This window comes from Kitasatospora sp. NPDC029367 (assembly GCF_055569135.1).
The window spans coordinates 38,812-59,038 of sequence record NZ_JBVHYH010000051.1 but is presented as its reverse complement, the minus strand read 5'-3'; the positions used below and the strand labels follow the sequence as shown (position 1 = coordinate 59,038).

The following is a 20,227-nucleotide window of genomic DNA, read 5'->3' as shown; positions in this document are numbered from 1 at the left end:
TGTGTTGACATCCCTGCGCGATCGGGCGTAGAACCAATCGAAACAACGCCTTAACGGGCGCGAAACCACAGACTGCCTGGTCCCGCGACCGCCCCCGTACCGCGCGGACCAGGCATCCACCACGGTGGCCCGCGCTTCCCCTGAGCGCGGGCCCCCGTGCCCCACCCTCCCGCCGACCCGGTTCCCACCCGGGTCGGCGATCGCATCCGCCCTCTCCCTCAAGGACTCCCATGCACTCGACCCAGGTCACCGTCGGCTCCAGCAGCGGTCTGCACGCCCGCCCGGCGTCGCTGTTCGTCCAGGCCGCTGCCGCCCGACAGCCGGTCAAGGTCACCGTCGGCCGCCCGGGCCAGGCCCCGGTCGACGCCCGCAGCCTGCTGTCCGTCCTCGCCCTGGCCGCCCGCTCCGGCGAGGTCCTGGAGCTCACCGCCTCGGGCGACGGGGCCGAGGACGCGCTCCAGGCGCTCGCCCAGCTGCTCGCCTCCGACCTCGACGCAGCGGCATGACCGTCCCGATCCGCGGGATCGGCGTCGGCACCGGCAGCGCGGCGGGCCCGGTCGCCCGGATGGCTCCCCCGGTCCCGCTGCCCGCGCCGAGGGCGGTCGCCGACCCGGCGGCCGAGGCGGCCGCGGTCCGTGCCGCCCTCGGTGCGGTCGTCACCGACCTGGAGCAGCGCGCCGCCCGGGCGAGCGGCCCCGGCGCCGAGGTGCTCGCGGCCCAGGCCATGATGGCCGCCGACCCGGTCCTCGCCGACCGGGCCGCCGAGCTCGCCGAGCAGGGCACCGACGGCGCCCATGCGCTCAGCACCGCCTTCGACGGCTTCCGCGCCGCCCTGACCGCCGCCGGCGGCTACTTCGCGGAACGCGCCCCCGACCTGGACGACCTGCGCGACCGCGGCGTGGCCCACCTGCTCGGCCTGCCCGTGCCCGGCCTGCCCGACCCCGGGCACCCGTACGTCCTGGTCGCCGACGACCTGGCGCCCGCCGACACCGCGCTGCTCGACCCCGAACGGGTCCTGGCCCTCGTCACCGTCCGCGGCGGGCCGACCAGCCACACGGCCATCCTCGCCAAGGCCCTCGGTGTGCCCGCCGTGGTCGGCTGCGCCGGTGCCATGGGCCTGGCGGACGGCCGGCAGGTCCTGGTGCACGGCGCGGACGGCCTGGTCGAGCCCGACCCGAGTCCGGAAGCGGTCGAGCGGGCCGCCGCGCGCGAGCGCCGGTACCGCGAGCTGCTGGCCGGATTCCAGGGGCCGGGCCGGACGGCGGACGGCCACCCGGTCGCGCTGCTGGTCAACCTCGGTGCGCCGCGCGAGCTGGCCGGTGCGGCCGCCGTCGACGCCGAGGGGGTGGGCCTGTTCCGTACCGAGTTCCTCTTCCTGGACCGCGCCGAGGCGCCGGGCCGGGCCGAACAGGCCGCCGCCTACCGGCAGGTCTTCGCGGCCTTCGCCGGCCGCCGGGTGGTCGTCCGCACCCTGGACGCGGGCGCGGACAAACCGCTGCCCTTCGCCAGCTCCGCCGACGAGGAGAACCCCGCGCTGGGGGTCCGCGGTCTGCGGACGGCCGCCCGCGATCCGCACCTGCTGGAGACCCAGCTCGCCGCGATCGCCGAGGCCGCACAGGACAGCACCGCACAGGTATGGGTCATGGCCCCGATGGTGTCGATCCCGCGCGAGGCCGCCGAGTTCGCCGCCCGGGTCCGCGCGCACGGCCTGCCGATGGCCGGCGCGATGATCGAGGTCCCGGCAGCCGCTCTGCGGACCGACCGGCTGGCCGCGTCCTGCGACTTCTTCAGCGTGGGCACCAACGACCTGGCCCAGTACGCCTTCGCGGCCGACCGGACGCTCGGCACCCTCGCCGAGCTGCTCGACCCGTGGCAGCCCGCGCTGCTCGAACTGGTCGCCACCGCCGCCGCCTCGGCGGCCGAGCACGGCCGTCCGATCGGCGTCTGCGGCGAGGCCGCCGCCGACCCGGCGCTCGCCCTGGTCCTGGTCGGCCTCGGGATCACCAGCCTGTCCGCCGCGCCCGCCTCGCTCCCCGAGCTGCGCGCGGCACTGGCCACCCACACCCTCGCGCAGTGCCGCGAACTCGCCGAGCTGGCCCTGCTCGCCGACGACGCCGACACCGCGCGCCGCACGGTCCTGTCGAGGATGTCCGGGCGCTGAACCGCTTCCGTCCGGCGCCGGGTCGGAGCGCACCCGGCGCCGGGCGGAGGGCCCCGGCCGACGCGCGGTCCTGCGTCCGACCGACTGCCAAGGACCAGCGGATTCATACGCGTTAACGTTCACATCACAGCCGGTTCACCGGTCGCCCGCATTCCGCCCCGCCGGTTCATGGATCATCACCACCCGGCCGGAATGCTTCACCGACCGTTCACGGCGTACCGGAACTGGTCCCGCGCCCGCATCCGTCACAAGTGATGACGGTTCGACAAGTCCCCCGGACACTCCCAGAGGCGCTCCCACGGGCGGGGAAAGGAACGGCAATGTCCTTGGTCAGGAGGGTGATCGGCGCCGCCGCCGTGGCCCTCGTGGCCGCGCTGGGCCTGCTGGTGCTGTCCCAGTCCGCATCCGCCCTCACCCGCGCGGAGTCCGGCCCCCGGATGGTCGCCGAGGCCAAGCTCGTCGAGGAGGCGGTGGTCCCCGAGTGCCCGCCCGGCCTCGGCTGGACGCGCCACCGGGCCGTCGAAGTACCGCGGCAGCAAAGGGAGTTGCACCCGGCCCTCGCCGAGGAAGCCGCCGCCGACGACAACCCCTCGCCGGCCCGCACCCCCGCCCCGCCGTACGGGGCGCGCAGACAGCCCGGAGCGGCGGTCCTCCAGGTGTTCCGCTGCTGATCGGCGCCGACCGCGCGCGCACGCTCACCGACGGTGGCGACACCCCGGACGGGTGACCCACCGCCCCACGTCCCGGCAGTCCACGACGGCCCACGGCAGTGATTCCGCCTGCCGGCGCCGCCGCGCTCCGCGCTGCCCCCGTACCGAGCGAGCGTTGCACGGTCCCGAAGTGACCCAGTGGCCGACAACCCAACTCCCCGGATGAGGGCTCCCATGCGCATTCCCGCACTCAAGTACGACCTGACCGCCTCGCTCGTCGTGTTCCTGGTCGCCCTCCCGTTGTGCGTCGGCGTCGCCGTCGCCTCGGGCGTGCCCGCCGAACTCGGCCTGATCACCGGCATCGTCGGCGGCCTGGTCACCGGCGCGCTGCCCGGCAGCAGCCTCCAGGTCAGCGGCCCGGCAGCCGGACTGACCGTCCTGGTCGCCGAGACCGTGCAACGGTTCGGCCTGCCCGCCCTCGGCCTGGTGGTCGCCGCCACCGGCCTGCTCCAACTGCTGCTGGGCGCGCTGCGCTGGGGCCGCTGGTTCCGCGCGATCTCCGTCGCCGTGGTGGAGGGCATGCTGGCCGGCATCGGCCTGGTCATCATCGCCGGGCAGCTCTACGCGATGGCCGACCGACCGGCGCCCGCGAGCGGGATCGACAAGCTCCTGGGCCTTCCCGGCCTGCTCGCCCGGCTCGTCTCCTCACCCGCCGCCGGCTACTCCTTCGCGGTCGGCGCCGGCACCATCGCGGTGATCGTGCTGTGGCAGCGGCTGCCCGCCAGGGTGCGGGTCGTCCCGGGCGCGCTGGTGGCCGTGCTGCTCGCCACCGGCGCCGCCTGGCTGCTGCACCGCCCGCTGAAGAAGGTCGAGGTCAAGGGCCTCCTGGACGCCGTCCAGCCGCCCGGCAGCGGGGTGTTCGAGCAGCTCACCCCGGCCCTGCTCCTGACGGTCGTGGCCTTCACGCTGGTCGCCTCGGCCGAGAGCCTGTTCAGCGCGGCGGCCGTCGACCGGCTGCACGACGGACCGCGCACCGACTACGACAGGGAACTGATGGCGCAGGGCGCGGGCAACGCGCTCTGCGGCGCCCTGGGCGCCCTGCCGATGACCGCGGTCATCGTCCGCAGCGCCGCCAACGTCCAGGCCGGCGCCCGGACCAAGGCGTCCCGCGTACTGCACGGCGGGTGGCTGCTGCTCTTCGCCGCACTGCTCCCGGCGGCGCTCGGCGTCATCCCCGTCGCGGCGCTCGCCGGGGTGCTGGTGCACGCCGGGTTCAAGCTGCTGCCGTTCGAGCAGTTCGGGCCGTTGTGGCGCGAGCACCGGGCGGAGGCGCTCGTCCTCGCGGCCACCGCCGTGGCCATCGTCACGGTCAACATGTTCGAGGGCGTGCTGATCGGCCTGGGCCTGTCGGTCGTCAAGTCGGCCTGGGAGACGTCCCGCCTGCACGTGGCGACGGAGGAGCGGCCCGGTGGCACCGTCCGGGTCCGACTGACGGGCAACGCCACCTTCCTCCGGCTGCCCAAGCTCCTGGACACCCTCGAAGCGCTGCCCGCCGACCGCGTCGTGGAGCTGGACCTCTCCGGGCTCCGGCACCTCGACCACGCCTGCCAGTCCGCGCTGACCACCTGGACCGAGCGTCACAACGCCCGGGCCCCGGAGGCCGTGCGGCTGATCCCGGCGCCGGCCGGTCGGACCTGACCCCGTCCGCGGTGCTCGCCGTCAGGCCACCGGAGCGCCGGTTCCCGCGAGCACCTCGGGCCGGAGCAGGGCGGCGAGCCGCTCGGCCGGGAGCAGCCCCTTCTCCAGGACGAGTTCGGCCACGCCCCGGCCGCTGGCGAGGGCCTCCTTGGCGATGTCGGTGGCGGCCGTGTAGCCGATGTGCGGGTTGAGGGCGGTCACCAGGCCGATGGAGTTCTCGACGCTCGCGCGCAGCACCTCGGTGTTGGCGGTGATGCCGACCACGCAGCGCTCGGCGAGGGTGAGGCAGGCGGCGCGCAGATGGGTGATCGACTCCGAGAGCGAGTGGAGGATGATCGGCTCGAAGGCGTTGAGCTGGAGCTGTCCGGCCTCGGCGGCCATGGTGACGGCGACGTCGTTGCCGATCACCTCGAAGGCGACCTGGTTGACGACCTCGGGGATCACCGGGTTGACCTTGCCGGGCATGATGCTCGAACCGGCCTGCACCGGCGGCAGGTTGATCTCGCCGAGGCCCGCACGCGGCCCCGAGGACAGCAGGCGCAGGTCGTTGCAGCTCTTCGAGAGCTTGACGGCGATGCGCTTGAGCACCCCGGACATCTGGACGAACGCCCCGCAGTCCTGGGTGGCCTCGACCAGGTTGGCGGCGGTGACGAGGGGCAGCCCGGTGAGCTCGGCGAGGTGTCGGCGGGCGGACTCGGCGTACCCGGCCGGGGCGTTGAGGCCGGTGCCGATCGCGGTGGCGCCGAGGTTGATCTCCAGGATCAGCTCGACGGCCTCCGCGAGCCGGCTGCGGTCCTCGTCGAGCATGACCGCGAAGGTCGAGAACTCCTGCCCGAGCGTCATCGGCACGGCGTCCTGCAGCTGGGTGCGGCCCATCTTGAGGACGTCGCGGAACTCGACGGCCTTGCGGGCGAAGGCGTCCTGGAGGACGGCCATCGCGTCGAGCAGGCCGCGCACGGCGAGGACGGTCGCGATCCGGACGGCCGTCGGGTAGACGTCGTTGGTGGACTGGCCCAGGTTGACGTGCTCGTTGGGGTGCAGGTGCCGGTAGTCGCCCTTGGCGTGCCCCAGCAGCTCCAGCGCCCGGTTGGCGATGACCTCGTTGGCGTTCATGTTGGTCGAGGTGCCGGCGCCGCCCTGGATCACGTCCACGACGAACTGCTCGTGCAGCTTTCCGGCGCGGATCTCCTGGCAGGCGGCGACGATCGCGGCGGCCTTCGCCGGCTCCAGCAGGCCGAGTTCCTCGTTGGCGAGGGCGGCGGCCTCCTTGACGGCGGCGAGGGCGTCGATCAGGTGCGGGTAGGTGGAGATGGGCGTGCCCGTGATGGGGAAGTTCTCGGTGGCGCGCAGCGTGTGGACGCCCCAGTAGGCGTCGGCGGGGACGTCGCGGTCTCCGAGCAGGTCGTGTTCGCTACGGGTGGCGGCGGTCATGGGGGTGCGGTCCTCTTCCTCGGTGGAACGGTGGAACGGTGGGTCGGGTCAGACGGGGGCGGGCAGGGCCGACGGGTCGAGCGCCGCCACCGGCCGGACGCCGCCGACGGGCCGGCCACCGCCGGTCGTCGGCTCGCCCGCGAAGCCGGTGAGCAGCCGCGGTTCGACTCCCGCCAGGGCCAGCGCGGCCGCCGCCACCGGGACGCGCGCCCGGTTCGCCCCGTCGGCGATCTTCACCGCGATGGCGCGGCCGTCCGGCAGCGCGGCGACCTGCACGCCCTCGAAGCCGTCCTTGGCCAGCAGTCCGGGCACCGCGTGCATCAGCGCGGCCGTGTCCCGGCCGGCGCCGGAGGCCATCTCCGGGTGCGCGCGCAGCGCGTCGGCCACCCGGAACTCGGGCGTCCCGGGCGCGCCGGTGGCGATGCGGGCGGCGGCGCGGGCGAGGCCGTGCAGCGAGACGGCGAACAGCGGGGTGCCGCAGCCGTCGACGCTGACCCGCGCGATGCGTTGACCGGTGAGCTCCTCGACGACCCCGGCGATCACCCGCTGGAGCGGGTGGGTGGGATCGTCGTAGTCCGTCAGCGGCCAGCCGTTGAGCTTGCAGAGGTAGAGCATCGCGGCGTGCTTGCCCGAGCAGTTCTGGGCGAGCCGGGAGGGCGGGCGGCCCTCCCGGATCCAGGTGTCGCGGACCGCCGGGTCGTACGGGAGGTCCGGGACGTTGCGCAGGTCGTCCTCGGAGAGGCCGGCGAACTCCAGGATCCGCCGGGCTCCGGCGAGGTGGCGTTCCTCGCCGGAGTGGCTGCCCATCGCGAGGGAGAGGAGTTCGCCGTCGAGCGGCAGCCCGGCCCGCACCATGGCCACGGCCTGGAGCGGCTTGAGGGCGGACCGCGGGTAGCAGGCGACCTCGATGTCGCCGAGCCCGAACCGGACTTCGCCGTCGGCGTCGAGGACGACGACCGAGCCGTGGTGGACCCCCTCGACCATGCCGCCGCGGGTGACGTGGGCGACGGGGACGTGCCGGGGCTCGCGGATCGCGGGTGCGTCCGCGGGGGTGGTTCTGTGCATCACTGCCTCGCTGGGTGGTGGTTCGCTTGCTGCTCCGCCGGCCGGGCGGGCGGCCCTCGACAGCCGCGGGGTCGCCCCCGCACCGAAGGCCGCCGCCCGGGTCAGCCGTCGGACCGGGCGCCGTCGCGCGCGAGGCGGCGGCGGATCGCGTACCAGCCGGCCACCAGTGCGGCGGCGATCAGTGGTACGCAGAGCACGGTGGTGCGTCCGGCGCCGCCGTCGGCGTACATCAGGACCAGGACGGTGGCGAGGAAGGCCAGCGTCACGATCTCGGTCCAGGGCGAGCCCGGCAGCCGGTAGGAGGGGCGGGTCAGTTCGCCGGCCCGGGTCTTCCGCCAGAAGAAGAGGTGGCAGACCATGATCATGCCCCAGGTGGCGAGGATGCCGATCGCCGCGAAGTTGAGCACGATCTCGAACGCGTCCGCGGGCACCACGTAGTTGAGGCCCACGCCGAGGACGCACATGCCGCTGGTCAGCAGGATGCCGCCGTACGGCACCTGACTGCGGCTCATCCGGGCGGTGAAGCGCGGCGCCGAGCCGCTCACGGCCATCGAGCGCAGGATGCGACCGGTGGAGTAGAGGCCGGAGTTGAGCGAGGACATCGCCGCGGTGAGGACCACCAGGTTCATCACGCTGCCCGCCGCCGGGATGCCGATGTGGGACAGCACCGTCACGAACGGGCTCTGGCCGGAGCTGTACCTGTTCCAGGGCATCAGCATCGACAGCAGCACGACCGAGCCGACGTAAAACAGGCCCACCCGCCACATGATCGAGTTGATCGCCTTCGGCATGATCTTCTCGGGGTTCTCGGTCTCCCCGGCCGTGACGCCGACCAGTTCGACGGAGGCGTAGGCGAAGACGACGCCCTGGATGATCAGCAGCATCGGCATCAGGCCGTTGGGGAAGATCCCGCCGTTGTCGGTGATCAGGGACGGGCCGGGCACGGCGCCGTCAACCGGGTGCCGGGTGACCAGCAGGAAGATCGCGATGCCCATGAAGACCAGCAGCGCGCCGACCTTGACGATGGCGAACCAGAACTCCAGTTCGCCGAAGATCCGCACCGAGATGAGGTTCACCGTCAGCACCACGGCCAGGGCTATGAGCGCGATCACCCACTGCGGGATGTCGGAGAACAGGTGCCAGTAGTGGGTGTAGGTGGCGACGGCGGTGATGTCGGCGATGCCGGTGGTCGCCCAGTTGAGGAAGTACATCCAGCCCGCGGTGTACGCGCCCTTCTCCCCCAGGAACTCCCGGGCGTACGAGACGAAGGCACCGGAGGACGGGCGGTACAGGACGAGTTCGCCGAGCGCGCGCACGACGAGGAAGGCGAAGACGCCGCAGACGGCGTACGCGACGAACAGGGAGGGCCCGGCGTCGGCGAGGCGGCCACCGGCGCCCAGGAACAGGCCGGTGCCGATGGCACCGCCGATGGCGATCATGTTGACGTGCCGGGGCTTCAAGGACTTGCTGTAGCCGGCGTCACCGGCGTCGACATGCCGAGCCGTAGGGGCCGTGGGGGTGGTGGGGGCGTTGGGGGTGGTGGGGGCCGTGGGGGTGGTAGGGGCGTTGGGGGTCGTGGGGCGCTTCTCGTCTTCGAGGAACTGCTCGCTCACGCCTCAGCTCTGCCTTCCATGGGGGTCTCCGTGCGCCTGGGGTGCACGATGTCGGTGAGGGTCGCCTCGACGCGGTGAAGGTGGTGCGACATCGCCGCTACCGCGTCGGGCTCGGAACCGTCGACCAGCGCCTCGACGATCGCCCGGTGCTCGCAGTTGGACTGCTCGCGTCGATCGCCCAGCTCGTTGAGGAACGCCGACTGACGCGCCAGTGCGTCGCGGATCTCCTCGATGACCCGACGGAAGACCGGGTTGCGGGAGGCCTCGGCCACCGCCAGGTGGAAGACGGTGTCCAGGGCGACCCACGCGGTGGTGTCGGTCTCCCGCTCCATCCGGTCGAGCAGGTGGGCCAGCTGGTCCAGGTCCTCCGGGGTGCGGCGCAGCGCCGCGTACCCGGCGACCGGGATCTCGACGTGCCGGCGCACCTCCAGCAGGTCGCTGGCCGCGTAGTCGCCGAAGGTCGGGTCCTCGACCGTGTTCGCCACGACGAAGGTGCCCTTGCCGGTCTTCGAGACGGTCAGGCCCATGGCCTGGAGCGCCCGGAGCGCCTCCCGCAGCACGGGCCGGCTGACCTCCAGGGTCCGGCACAGCTCCGCTTCGGAGGGGAGCTTGTCCCCCACGACGTACTCGCCGCGCTCGATGGCGCTGCGCAGGTGGCCGAACACTGCTTCCATCGCGCTCACGCGCCGGGGGGCCGACCCTGCTGTCTGGCTGTCTGACAGGTTCACAGGGCGATCCTGGGGCTTGCGGCCGGAGGGTGTCAAGATGTTGAGAGCGCTCACATGAGAACGCTCACAAGTCCGCCGGTGCCCCACGGCTCACGCGCGCCGGGCACCTCGGGCCTTCGCTCAGCGGGCGATCGGCAGGACGGACGTGGGCTCGGTGACCACCAGGGGCTCCCCGGCCGGGCTCAGCCGGCCGGTGGACGGGTCGCGATGGAAGGCCGTGACCGTGTCGGAGCGCTGATTGGCGCAGAAGAGCAGCCGGCCGTCCGGGGTGAGTGCGATGTCGCGCGGCCAAGTCCCGCCGCAGGGAACGGCGGTGAGCAGCTCCACGGAGGCGCCGTCATCGCGGACGGCGTGGACCGAGATCGCGTCGTCGCCGCGGTTGGTCGTGTAGAGGAAGCCGCCGTCGCCGGACAACCGGACAGCGGCGGCGGAGTTGGCGTTCGGCGCGCCCGGATCCTGCCGGGTCTCGACCTCGGCGAACGGTTCGAGGCGGCCGGAGAGCGCGTCCCAGGTGCACACCGTGAGGGTGGAGGAGAGCTCGTTCAGGACGTAGGCGTACCGGGCCGACGGGTGGAACACGAGGTGCCGGGGGCCCCTGCCCGGCGGCAGTTGCACCGTCCGGTGGGCGCTGAGCGGGCCGCTGTCCGGATCGAAGGCGTAGACGTACACCCGGTCGGTACCGAGATCGGTGCACAGCAGGAACCGCCCGTCCGGCGACGGGGCCGCCATGTGGGCGTGCGGGGAGGTGAGCAGGTCCCCGGAGGCCTCCCGGCCCGGGTGCCGAATGGTCTGCACCGGCTCGGCGGTGGCGACCGTGCCGTCGGCGCCGGTGGGGACGACCGAGAGGACGCCGTCGCCGTAGTGGGCCACGAAGACGTGCGAACCGCTGGGGTGGACCGCGAGGTGGCACGGGCCCGCACCACCGCTGGCAGCGGCGGCGGGCGGCCCCTCGCCCTCGGCCCCGGAGTCCGTCCGGAGGGAGACGACCCGTCCGACCGCCTGTTCCAGGACGGTGTGGACGACGGCGCGTGTCGGGTCGACGGCCGCATAGGAGGGGTGGTCGAGCGGCAGTGTGTGGAGGAGGCTCATGGCGCCGGTGCCGTCGTAGCCGACCGTGCACAGCCCCGCGCCGGAAGCGTCGGCCGGGGCGGCGCTGCCGATGACCAGCAGTCCGCCGGGCGACGTGGTCGAAGGATGGTTCACGAAGGCCTGCTCTCTGCTCTGTGCCGCTGCTCTGTGCCCTCTGCCCTCTGCTCTCTGCCCTCTGCTCTCTGCTCTCTGCTCTCTGCTCTCCGGGTGGCATCGTCTCGGTGGCAGCGGGGCCGTGAGGTGGGGCGGGAAGTGCCGAAGTCTATCCGGCGCCCGAACGCCGGCACACCCGTCGAGCGGATGGTGCGGCGCGGCAACTGGACTTTCCGATCTGCCGTTTGACGGCCCCGTGGCAGGGCGGGCGCCGTCCCGGCTCCCGCGTCCGTCATCGCAAGCGCCGCCCGAGCCGGTGACGCCCCTGCGCCCAGCGCTTGTGATGATGGAGGCGTCAACCCGGGTCGTCGGCATCACCGCAGGTGAACGGCCGTGTGCTGACCGTCGAGGTCAGCGGTCGGGCGCGGACGGACGACCCGGCGTTGACACGGTTGCGCTCGGCCGCCGACGCACCTTCGTCCCGGCTCCCCGACGAACGGACCGGCAGGTGCGTACCCCCACGAGCCCTGAGCAGCCGGCCCCGCCCACCCCGGTCCCCTGGAGCGCTCCCCCATGTCCCTGCTCGCTCATCCCGCCCGTGTCCTCACCCCGGCCGCCCCTGTCCTCACCCCGGCCGCCACGGCCCTCGGCACGCCCCCCGAGCCGAGCCGCCCGGTCGTTCCGGCCGCCCCGGCACCCCGATTGACCAGCACCGTCGCCAAGGAGTACGTCCACCGGGCCTGCCACGCCGAGGTCTTCATCACCGGCAGCGAGCCGCTCGGCGACACCGCGTTCACCGTCACCGCCCAGTGGCCGCGGGCGCACACCTTCTTCAGCACCCCGGACGGGACCCGGTACGACCCGATGCTCGCCGCCGAAACGGTTCGCCAAGCCGGGCTCTATCTCGCCCACAGCCGGTACGACATCCCGCTCGACCACCGATTCCTGATGTGGAACCTCGACTACACCGCCCGCGCCCACCGGCTGTCCATCGGGGCGACACCCACCGACCTCACCATCGAGGCCAGGCTCCTCCCCCGGCCCCGGCGCACCCGCAGCACGATCGACTTCACCTTCACCGCAACCGTCCGCCGCGGCCCCCACCTGGCCGCGACCGGCGAGGCCCGCTTCACCACCGTGCCGGACTCCACCTACCGCCGGCTGCGCGGCGCGCGCCCCGCGAGCGGCCGGATACCGGTCGCGGCTGCGGCGGGCGACGACCGGCGCCTGCCACCGGCCCTGGTCGGCCGGGCCCGGCCCTGCGACGTCGTCCTGACCCCGACCGGCACCCCCGGCACCTGGTACCTCACCCCCGACCTCCGGCACCCGATCCTGTTCGACCACGCCGGCGACCACATACCCGGCATGGTGCTGCTGGAGGCCGCCCGCCAGGCCGCCAACGCCCTCACCGCCCCGGTCACCGTCACCCCGGCCGCCGCGGCCACCACCTTCCACCGCTACGCCGAGCACGACGCGCCCACCACCGTCACCGCCCGGCACACCCCCGGTGAGGACCCGGACGCCCTGACCACCACCGTGACCGGGCACCAGCACGGCGAACCGATCTTCACCACGATCCTCACCGGCCGACCCGACCGGCCCTGACCCGCAGGCCCTCGGCCCTGGCCCGCAGGCCCCGGCGCGGCCCGTCCGGCCCGTCCGACTGCGGGTCGGACGGGCCGGACAGGCCTGCTCCTACGGGCCGACTGTTCGTCAACTCCCTTGGGAGACAGTGCTTCCGAGTCGGCCGAGCGAGCGGTCGGGGAGGACGAGGAGGAAGAGCAGGGCCGCACCGCCGAACATGAACAGCGCGAGGTGGTGCAGCCCGGCCGTGGTGGCGCCGTGCGGGAAGAAGGCCGCGTTGGCGGCCGAGGCGGCCATCGCCCCGAGGTACATGAAGGTCCGCAACAGCCCGGCCGCGGAGGCGATGGCGGCCGGGTCGGCCTGGTGGTAGAGCGCGGTCTGGTTGCCGAGGCCGATCAGCCCCTGCGGAATGCCCGCCAGCACCCCGACGGCGATCAGCAGCACCGGAGGACTCGCCGAGCCCGCCGTCAACAGGGCCGCGCAGGCGGCCATCTGGACCACCGCGCCGACCACCAGCTTTCCGCGCACCGCCGCACGGCGACCGGTCACACCGGAGACCGTGAGGGCGGTGAGCGAGAGCGGGAGCAGCACCAGCCCGGCGGAGGCGGCACTCAGACCCCGCCCCTGCTCCAGCCACTGGGTGTAGCCGTAGAGGAAGGCGTAACTCGCCGTGTAGCCGAGCACCTGGCGCAGGTAGGTGGCGATCAACGGACGGTTGCCGGCCAGGGCCCGCAGGTCGATGAACGGGCTGCGGGCCCTGGTCTCCCGGAGCACGAATCCGACACCGGCCAGGATCGCGAGCACCGGCAGGTACCAGCGCTCCGCCCCGGGCCGCATCACGAACAGCATCAGCGCCAGCAGGAGGACGGCGAACAGGGCGATCCCGGACCGGTCCAACCGCTCCCCGGCGTCCCGGCGCGGGGCGGCGGCGGGCAACCGGGCGGCCCCGAGTACCAGACAGGCCAGCGACAGCGGGACGTTGACCGCGAAGATCGCCCGCCAGCCGCCCAACCCGATCAGCAGGCCGCCGAGCGTCGGCCCGATCACGGCGATGGTCTGGTTGGCGACGGCGAGCGCCGTCAGCACCCCGGTGGGGCTGTCCCGCCCGGTCCGCTCGGCCTCGCTGCGGGTGAGGTGCATCGCGGCCGGATACGCGGCGGAGGTACCGATCCCGAGCAGCACCCGGGCGACGACCAGCACTCCGAGGGTGGGCGCGAGCACGCCCACCAGTCCGGCCAGGCCGACCAGCGCTGTCCCGGCCAGGTAGAGCCGGCGCGGCCCGTAGGTGTCCACCAGCCGGCCGATCACCGGCTGGCCGACGGCGGTCGCGAGGTAGAGCCCACTCACCAGCCAGGCCGTCTCGGCGGGCGGCGCCCCGAAGGCCGTGCCGACGGGCACCAGGGCCACCGCGATCATCGAGGAGTTGATCGGATTGAGCACCGAGCCCAGCACCATCGGGGCGAGCAGTCGGCGGTTGAAGCCGTCGCCGGGCCCGGCCGGCCCGTCGGCCCCGGTGGGCGCTCCTGCCCGAGCCGAGGCCGACGGCTCCGCCGCCCGCTCCGTGCCCTGGCGCCGGGAGCGGAGCCGCGCCAGCAACGTCGACGGGCCGGTCATCGCCGGTTCAGCCGGTCCAGCAGGGGCAGCGCCGCCAGCACGGTGGCGCGCTCGGCCTCGGTGAGCTCCTGCTGCAGCGCCTGGGCCAGCCACTCCTCACGGGCCCGGCGGCTGTCCGCGATCCACTCCAGCCCGGTCACGCTCAGGTCCACGACCTGGCGGCGCCCGTCCTCGGGGTCGGGACGGCGGGCGATCAGCCCGTGCGCCTCCAGCGCGGCCAGTGTCGCGGCCATCGACTGCGGCCGGACCCGCTCCGCGGCGGCCAGCGCGCTCGCGGAGGCCGGCCCGTCGGTGATCAGGCGGTTGAGCACCGCGGTCTGGGAGGGGGTGAGGCCGGTGGTGCCCTGCCCCTTCTCCTTGAGGGTCCGGCGCAGCCGGCTGAACACGGCCCGGAGCTCCCGGGCGGCCAGCGCGGCCGTGTCGACGGGGAGCTCCGGAACGGCCGGGGGCTCCGGAACGGCTGGGGCGGTTCGTTTCTCGGTCACCACTCCACGGTAATTTCATCAGTCCAAACTGTCCAGCCTTGCTGTAGATATTGTTCCGCACCCGGCCCCACCGTCCACCCGGACGGTCCGGATAATGGCGTCATGATCGACAAGCAGCTCCGCGTCGTCCTCGCCGAGGACTCGGTGATCCTCCGCGAGGGGATGGTCGAGCTCCTGACCGCCCGCGGGTGCGCGGTGGTCGCCACCGCCGGTACGGCCCCGGAACTGGTCGCCGCCGTCACCGAGCACCGGCCGGACGTGGCCGTGGTGGACATCCGGATGCCGCCCACCCACACCGACGAGGGGATCCGGGCCGCGGTCGAGATCCGGGCCACCGCACCCGGGGTCGGCATCCTGGTCTTCTCCCAGCACGTGGAAACCGCCTGGGCCGCCCGGCTGTTGGCTGACGGCGCCGCCGGCATCGGCTACCTGCTCAAGGAACGGGTGGCCCGCACCTCCGAGTTCGTGGACGCGCTGCACCGGGTCGCCGCGGGCGGCACGGCGCTCGACCCGGAGATCGTCAACGGGCTGATGCACGGCGGACGGCGCAACCGGGTGGACTCGCTCACCCCCCGCGAGCGCGAGGTGCTGGAGCTGATGGCCCAGGGCCACTCCAACCGCTCGATCGCGGGACGGCTGGTGGTCTCCGAGCGCGCCGTGGAGAAGCACGTGGCCGCCGTGTTCGGCAAGTTCGACCTGCCCGCGACGGACGCGGACAACCGCCGGGTCAAGGCCGTCCTGGCCTACCTCGCGGAGACCGGGGCCTGAGCTGCCCGGCCTTCCGCCCGGCACACCGCCGGACGCGCCGCCCGTCCCACCGCCCGACGGGCGGCCTCACAGCCTGCTCGGCAGCTCCGCGGTGACCACCGTCGGCCCACCGGGCGGGCTGTCCACCCGCAGCCTCCCGTCCACCGCCGCGAGGCGCTCGGCCAGCCCGGCCAGCCCCGTCCCCGCACCGATCCCGGCGCCCCCGCGCCCGTCGTCGCGGACCGTCAGCCGGACCCTGCCGTCGCCCGCACTCACCGTCAACTCGACCGCCCGGGCCCCGCTGTGCTTGGCCACGTTGGTGAGCAGTTCGGCCGCGCAGAAGTAGACCGCGCGCTCGATCACCTCCGTCGGCCGCTCCCGCAGGTCCAGCCGGAGCGTCACCGGCACCGGCGAGGTGGCGGTCAGCGCGGGCAGTGCCTCGGCCAGGCCGCCGTCCAACGCCACCGGGTGGATGCCCCGGGTCAGGCGGCGCAGCCCGGTGATGGTGTCGTCGGTCTGCCCGCGCGCCCGGTCGACCAGGGTGCGCAGCCGCCCGAGGTCGGCACCGACACCGGCACCGCTCCCCGCCCCGGCCCCGGATGCCTCCGGATCACCGAGGGCGTCGTCCGCCAGCGAGAGGGTGATGGCGAGCGCGACCAACTGCGCCTGGGTGCCGTCGTGCAGGTCGCGTTCGAGCCGCCGCAGCCGGTCCGTGTTCTCGGCGAGCAGGGTGGCGCGGGCGTGCTCCAGCTCGCGCACCCGCTGCTGCGAGCGCACCGGTCCGAGCAGCGCCCGGGCCAGCGCGCGGTTGGCCCGGCTCAGGGCCCGCAGTACGGCCGGTACGGCGGCCAGCACCGCGAGGCCCACCGGCGGCCCGGCGAGGTCCAGCCAGTCGACCGGTCGCGGCCCGGGCTCCAACAGCCGTACCCAGAGCGGAAAGCCCGCCAGCCACACCGAGCTGAGCGGCAGTCCGACCACGGTCAGAAAGCCGAGCACGCCGAGCGGCAGCCGGAGCAGCAGGTAGAGCAGCGCCCGCCAGGCGACCGGGTCGGTCAGTACGGCCCGCCCCCGGGCCAGCAGCCCCGAGGGGCGCGCCGACGCCGGTGGCGCGGCCACCCGTTCGCCCAACAGCCGCCCGACCAGCCGCCGGTGCAACCCGCCGATCCCGCGTGCCCCGGCCAGGGCGGCCGCGACGAACGGCAGCCCCAGGACGGTGAGCGAGAGCAGCGCGCCCGCGTAGAGCACGGCCACCGCGTAGACGCCGCCCAGCACTCCGAGCGGCAGTCCGAGGACGGCGAACGCCACCTCACCGCCCCGCACCGACATTCCGCGCCGCCACCGAGTCACCACGTGCCCCACCGTTCACCGATCAACCGACCCCCAGCATCCCTCAGCCGCCACCGGATCCGCCGCACGCCCGGACCCTCCCTCACCGCAGGCCACCTCACGGCCCCGAACCTCCTCTCACCTCCGCAGTTCTCATCCGCCTCATCCGCCCTCATGCCTCCTCAGCCGTCCTCGGTCGTCCGAAGCCGTCCCCGGTCGTCCGAAGCCGTCCTCGATCGCCCGCAACCGTCCCTCTCCCCGCTCACCCCCGCTCACCCCCGCTCACCGCCCACCTCCTCCACCGCGCGCCCGCCGATCGCCCAGAGTCCGGTGCCCACGATCCCCGGTACCGTCAGCACCGCCGCGCCCGCCACCACCCAGCCGCAGGCGGCCCCCGGCACCACCGGCAGCAGCGACCCGGTGACCGCCCGACTGAACGCCCCGGTCGCCGCGGCCGCCACCGCCGCGCCGAGCAGCACGCCCACCGCCGTGGTCAGGACGGCCTCGACGAGGAGCATCCGCAGCAGCTGCCGCCGCGTCGCCCCGACCAGCCGGAGCAGCGCGAACTCGCGCCGGCGGTCGGCGGTCAGCGCGACCAGGGTGTTGACCGTGGACACCGCCGCGAAGCCGGCCAGCAGGCCCAGCTCCGCCTGCCGCAGCCAGACGTCGCTGGCCTTGGTGACGCTGGTCGTGGCCCCCGTCGCCAGGGCCGCCCGCTCCGCCGTGCCGGTCATGATCAGCATGGTGGCCGAGAGCCCCACCAGCAGCGCGACCGGGACCACCGCCGAGGAGAGCCGGACCGCGTAGCCGCGCAGGTTGGCGTCCGCCAGCCAGCCGACCCGGGGCAGCAGCGCCCGGACCGGGGCACCGAGCACCGCCACCGGCAGCCGGGCCAGCACCGGCCCCAGCAGGGCGACCGCGACCAGCAGCACCAGAGCGCCGAGCAGGGCCGCCTGCCCCGCCTTGTCCAGTTGCTCGGCCGGTCGGCTGCCGGCCAGCCGCAGCAGCAGGCCGCCGCCCACCAGCACCGCCCCGCCGACCAGCAGCCGCACCACGCCCGTCCACCGTTGCCCGACCGCGCTGTCGGTCAGCGCGGCCGCCGGGGCGGGCCGGGTGATCCGCCGGACCGTGAGCCCGGTGGCTGCCAGGCCGACCAGCAGCGCGACCGCGAGCGCGATCAGCACCGGCACCGGTGTCCCGGGTATCCGCAGCCCGGGTGCGGCCATCCCGCGCCGCTGCAGCGCGGCGAGGAAGGCCCGGGCGGCGAAGTGGCCCACCGCACCGCCCGGAACGGCCGCCGCCAGCACCGTCGCCGTGACCTGGAGGCGCACCAGCCGCCGGATCTGGCGGGGCGTCGCCGCGACCGTGCGCAGCAGGGCGAGGTCGCGGTGCTGCTGGCGGAGGGTGAACCCGAGCGCGTTCACCACCACGAACAGCGCGACCAGGACGGCGATCTCGCCGAAGGCCCCGGCGATCACCAGCAGCCCGGGCCCGGTCACCGCCGCCCGCGCCACCGGGGCCGGCGCCGTGACCTGGGCGGCGACCAGGGAACCGAACAGCGTCACCGCCGCCACCGCCAGGAACAGCGCCGCCGCGAGCCCGGCGAAGGCCGCCGGCCGACGCCTGATCTGACCGACCGCCAGGGTCGGCACGGAACCGCCACGCATCGCCCTCACCCGCCCAACCTGCTGAGCCGCTCGCCGACCTGCGCCGCCGTCGGCCGGTCCAGTTCGTCCACCAGCAGGCCGTCCGCCAGCAGCAGCACCCGGTCCGCGTAGCCGGCGGCCACCGGATCATGGGTGACCATCACGCACGTCCGCCCGTCCTCGTCCACGCCCGCGCGCAGCAAGTCCAGGACGTCGCGCCCGGTCGCCCGGTCCAACGCGCCGGTGGGCTCGTCGGCGAACAGCACCTCGGGCCGGGCGGCCAGCGCGCGGGCGATGGCCACCCGCTGCTGCTGGCCGCCGGACAGTCGGCCCGGCCGGTCCCGCTCCCGCCCGGCCAGCCCGACCCGGGCCAGCGCCTCCCGCACCCGGGCCCGCTCCGGCGGGTGCCCGGCCAGCCGCCCGGGCAGCTCGACGTTCTGCGCGACCGTCATCGCGGGCATCAGGTTGAAGGCCTGGAAGACGAACCCCACCCTGGTGCGCCGCAGCTCGGCGAGCCGCCGTTCGGGCAGGCCGGACACCTCCGTACCGCCCCAGCGGACGGAGCCCCGGGTGGGGCGGTCCATCCCGGCCAGGCAGTGCAGCAGGGTGGTCTTGCCGGAGCCCGAAGGCCCCATCACCGCCGTGAACGTGCCCGGCGCGAAGGCCACGGACACCCCTCGCAGCGCCCGGACGGCGGCCGCGCCGCGCCCGTACTCGCGGTGCAGCCCCTCGCCACTGAGCGCCGCCTCCGTCACCCCGCCGTGCGCCGCCCGGTCGGCGGCTGTCGTGATCCCGTTCATGCCCCCAATCCTGGACATCCGGGACGACCGGGTCGATTGTGCTGGCACCCCAATCCGGGGTTCGGAAAACCGAACCCCGCAGGTGGTGCTACGCCCCCTATGCCCCCTATGCCCCTTGCGCCTCCTCGGGCCCGCGACGTGTCCGCCAGGCCCAGGTCGCGTCGGCCCGATGGTCGTTCCGGTACTCGTGCCAGGGGACGGCCCCGACCCGCTCGACTGCCTCCGAGCCGGAGCAGGCAGGCGGTGACCTCCGCCGGGAAGGGCTGCCCGCCGACCCCAGGCAGAGCGTCACCAGGGTGCGCACCTCCCGCGCCGGGTGGTCGGCGTGGCGCAGCGCCAGGCCTTCCATCCCCCCGGGGTGGTCGCGCATCAGCAGCGCCTGGAGGACCTCCGCGAGCACCTCGCCGTCGGTCTCCTCCGCCGTCCAGGCGGCGAGCAGCTCGTCCTCCTCCTCGAAGGAGGGGAACGGGGCCGGCCGCACCGTCCGGTTGGTCGCCAGGAAGGAGACCACGAACCGGCGGTGGCGCGGGGTCCGGGTGCCGGCGGTGCGCCATCACCGCCTCCCAGGTCGGCCTGCCGGGCCGCTGCGCGAAAACGTGGCGGCACACCGCCCCGTCGACGTGGAGGACGTCGGGCTGCCGCACGGCCCTGGCCACCAGCTCGTCGACCGGCGTGACGATCCGGAAGCTCCACTCCAGCTCCGTCAGCACGGCCCCGTGCCCGGCCCGGACGGTGAGCCCCGTGGGCCACCGCGTGGTCGAAGCCGGCCACTGCCGCGCACAGCACCGGCAACCCGTCCCCACCCCGCGCGTCGGGGTCGGCCCCGGCGCCGAGCGCCGCCCGCACCGCCTCCGCCTCCGCCTCCGCCTCCCCGCACCGACCCTAGCCCGGCCCGCGCTCCGTGACGCCCGCCACGGCGGAACGGACTCCCGTCGGCGGACCCGACGAGGAATCATGATCGGGTGACCATCGACCTGCTGCCCGGCCGAGGCGTCCGCCTGCCGGCCCCGCTGCCCGAACTGCGCTTCGGCCTCGGCGAGGAGGCCGTGCGCGCGCTGCTGGCCCCGCACGGCGAGCTGCTGCCAGACGGGGTGCACCCGACCTTCGTCTGCGGCACCAGCTGGGCCCTCGGCTTCGGACTCCCCGGGGTGGGCGTCACGCTGTCCGGGGGCGAGGACGGGCGGCCTGGAGGGGGTCTCGGTGGGCCTGAACCGGTACGACGACCGGCCCGCCTGCCCGGTCGGCTACCTCGGGATCGACGTTTTCGGCTGGCCTGCCCGGGAGTTGGCCGAAGCTCTGCGCGCCCAGGGCCTGCCGGTACCGGACCCTGAGCACGGCACGCTGCGCCACCACGAGCTCTACCTCCACGCGAGCACCGGCCGCCCGCCCCGCCCGGCCCCCGGCCGCAAGGCCCGCCACGAGGCGCCCTACCACTTCGACTTCGTCTCCCTCCACCGCACCACCGCCACCGAGGCCGCCCGATGAACTCCCCGGAGT

At 74.5% G+C, this 20,227-nt stretch carries 18 protein-coding genes; 7 read left to right on the top strand and 11 right to left on the bottom strand.

The window, feature by feature from the left end; translation table 11 throughout:
* Positions 1 to 230 precede the first annotated feature (230 nt).
* The 4 genes from ACZ4W5_RS25340 to ACZ4W5_RS25325 all read left to right on the top strand — a co-directional run bounded on the left by ACZ4W5_RS25340 (position 231) and on the right by ACZ4W5_RS25325 (position 4,509).
* Positions 231 to 506: an HPr family phosphocarrier protein gene (locus ACZ4W5_RS25340; protein ID WP_350503014.1), complete on the top strand. Its 276-nt coding sequence runs from the start codon at positions 231 to 233 to the stop codon at positions 504 to 506.
* The gene (ptsP, locus tag ACZ4W5_RS25335; protein ID WP_465657086.1) at positions 503 to 2,161 is read left to right on the top strand and encodes a phosphoenolpyruvate--protein phosphotransferase; all 1,659 of its coding nucleotides are present in this window, start codon (positions 503 to 505) and stop codon (positions 2,159 to 2,161) included. Before ACZ4W5_RS25340 ends, ptsP begins: the two co-directional genes overlap by 4 nt.
* A 320-nt stretch (positions 2,162 to 2,481) precedes the next feature.
* Entirely contained in the window at positions 2,482 to 2,832 is a 351-nt protein-coding gene (locus ACZ4W5_RS25330) for a hypothetical protein (protein ID WP_465657085.1), read from the top strand.
* Positions 2,833 to 3,045: 213 nt separating this feature from the next.
* Positions 3,046 to 4,509, top strand: a complete 1,464-nt coding sequence (locus ACZ4W5_RS25325; RefSeq protein WP_465657083.1) for a SulP family inorganic anion transporter — start codon at positions 3,046 to 3,048, stop codon at positions 4,507 to 4,509.
* Positions 4,510 to 4,530: 21 nt separating this feature from the next.
* Here ACZ4W5_RS25325 and aspA read toward each other — a convergent pair whose 3' ends face one another.
* The 5 genes from aspA to ACZ4W5_RS25300 form a co-directional block, all read right to left on the bottom strand.
* Positions 4,531 to 5,940, bottom strand: coding sequence for an aspartate ammonia-lyase (aspA, locus tag ACZ4W5_RS25320; RefSeq protein ID WP_360229157.1), 1,410 nt, complete (start codon positions 5,938 to 5,940; stop codon positions 4,531 to 4,533).
* Positions 5,941 to 5,988: 48 nt separating this feature from the next.
* Positions 5,989 to 7,005 (bottom strand): asparaginase, encoded by a 1,017-nt coding sequence (locus ACZ4W5_RS25315; protein WP_465657081.1) that lies wholly within the window; start codon positions 7,003 to 7,005, stop codon positions 5,989 to 5,991.
* Between the two features lie 101 nt (positions 7,006 to 7,106).
* On the bottom strand, positions 7,107 to 8,618 hold the full coding sequence (locus tag ACZ4W5_RS25310) for an amino acid permease (protein ID WP_465657080.1): 1,512 nt from the start codon (positions 8,616 to 8,618) through the stop codon (positions 7,107 to 7,109).
* Entirely contained in the window at positions 8,615 to 9,292 is a 678-nt protein-coding gene (locus tag ACZ4W5_RS25305) for a FadR/GntR family transcriptional regulator (protein ID WP_360229148.1), read from the bottom strand. Before ACZ4W5_RS25305 ends, ACZ4W5_RS25310 begins: the two co-directional genes overlap by 4 nt.
* A 174-nt stretch (positions 9,293 to 9,466) precedes the next feature.
* The gene (locus ACZ4W5_RS25300; RefSeq protein WP_465657078.1) at positions 9,467 to 10,549 is read right to left on the bottom strand and encodes a lactonase family protein; all 1,083 of its coding nucleotides are present in this window, start codon (positions 10,547 to 10,549) and stop codon (positions 9,467 to 9,469) included.
* Positions 10,550 to 11,101: 552 nt separating this feature from the next.
* Here ACZ4W5_RS25300 and ACZ4W5_RS25295 point away from each other — a divergent pair.
* A complete protein-coding gene (locus ACZ4W5_RS25295) occupies positions 11,102 to 12,133 on the top strand; it encodes a ScbA/BarX family gamma-butyrolactone biosynthesis protein (protein WP_465657076.1) in 1,032 nt (343 codons plus the stop codon).
* A gap of 108 nt (positions 12,134 to 12,241) precedes the next feature.
* Here ACZ4W5_RS25295 and ACZ4W5_RS25290 read toward each other — a convergent pair whose 3' ends face one another.
* Positions 12,242 to 13,726 (bottom strand): MFS transporter, encoded by a 1,485-nt coding sequence (locus tag ACZ4W5_RS25290; RefSeq protein ID WP_465657074.1) that lies wholly within the window; start codon positions 13,724 to 13,726, stop codon positions 12,242 to 12,244.
* Positions 13,723 to 14,136: a MarR family winged helix-turn-helix transcriptional regulator gene (locus tag ACZ4W5_RS25285; RefSeq protein ID WP_465657096.1), complete on the bottom strand. Its 414-nt coding sequence runs from the start codon at positions 14,134 to 14,136 to the stop codon at positions 13,723 to 13,725. The genes ACZ4W5_RS25290 and ACZ4W5_RS25285 overlap by 4 nt, the downstream gene beginning before the upstream one ends.
* A gap of 177 nt (positions 14,137 to 14,313) precedes the next feature.
* Between ACZ4W5_RS25285 and ACZ4W5_RS25280 the strand changes: the two genes are divergently transcribed.
* Positions 14,314 to 14,979 (top strand): response regulator, encoded by a 666-nt coding sequence (locus tag ACZ4W5_RS25280; RefSeq protein ID WP_402480024.1) that lies wholly within the window; start codon positions 14,314 to 14,316, stop codon positions 14,977 to 14,979.
* A gap of 66 nt (positions 14,980 to 15,045) precedes the next feature.
* On the opposite strand, the gene ACZ4W5_RS25275 is transcribed toward ACZ4W5_RS25280, so the two are convergent.
* The 4 genes from ACZ4W5_RS25275 to ACZ4W5_RS25260 all read right to left on the bottom strand — a co-directional run bounded on the left by ACZ4W5_RS25275 (position 15,046) and on the right by ACZ4W5_RS25260 (position 19,241).
* Positions 15,046 to 16,284 carry a sensor histidine kinase gene (locus ACZ4W5_RS25275; RefSeq protein ID WP_465657073.1) on the bottom strand — a complete coding sequence of 413 codons (1,239 nt, stop codon included), beginning with the start codon at positions 16,282 to 16,284 and terminating at the stop codon, positions 15,046 to 15,048.
* Positions 16,285 to 16,556: 272 nt separating this feature from the next.
* Positions 16,557 to 17,951 (bottom strand): FtsX-like permease family protein, encoded by a 1,395-nt coding sequence (locus tag ACZ4W5_RS25270; protein WP_465657071.1) that lies wholly within the window; start codon positions 17,949 to 17,951, stop codon positions 16,557 to 16,559.
* A gap of 5 nt (positions 17,952 to 17,956) precedes the next feature.
* On the bottom strand, positions 17,957 to 18,730 hold the full coding sequence (locus tag ACZ4W5_RS25265; RefSeq protein WP_465657069.1) for an ABC transporter ATP-binding protein: 774 nt from the start codon (positions 18,728 to 18,730) through the stop codon (positions 17,957 to 17,959).
* A gap of 106 nt (positions 18,731 to 18,836) precedes the next feature.
* On the bottom strand, positions 18,837 to 19,241 hold the full coding sequence (locus ACZ4W5_RS25260) for a hypothetical protein (RefSeq protein ID WP_465657067.1): 405 nt from the start codon (positions 19,239 to 19,241) through the stop codon (positions 18,837 to 18,839).
* A gap of 689 nt (positions 19,242 to 19,930) precedes the next feature.
* Here ACZ4W5_RS25260 and ACZ4W5_RS25255 point away from each other — a divergent pair.
* Complete coding sequence (locus ACZ4W5_RS25255; protein WP_465657065.1) at positions 19,931 to 20,215, top strand: hypothetical protein; 285 nt, start codon at positions 19,931 to 19,933, stop codon at positions 20,213 to 20,215.
* Positions 20,216 to 20,227: the final 12 nt, after the last annotated feature.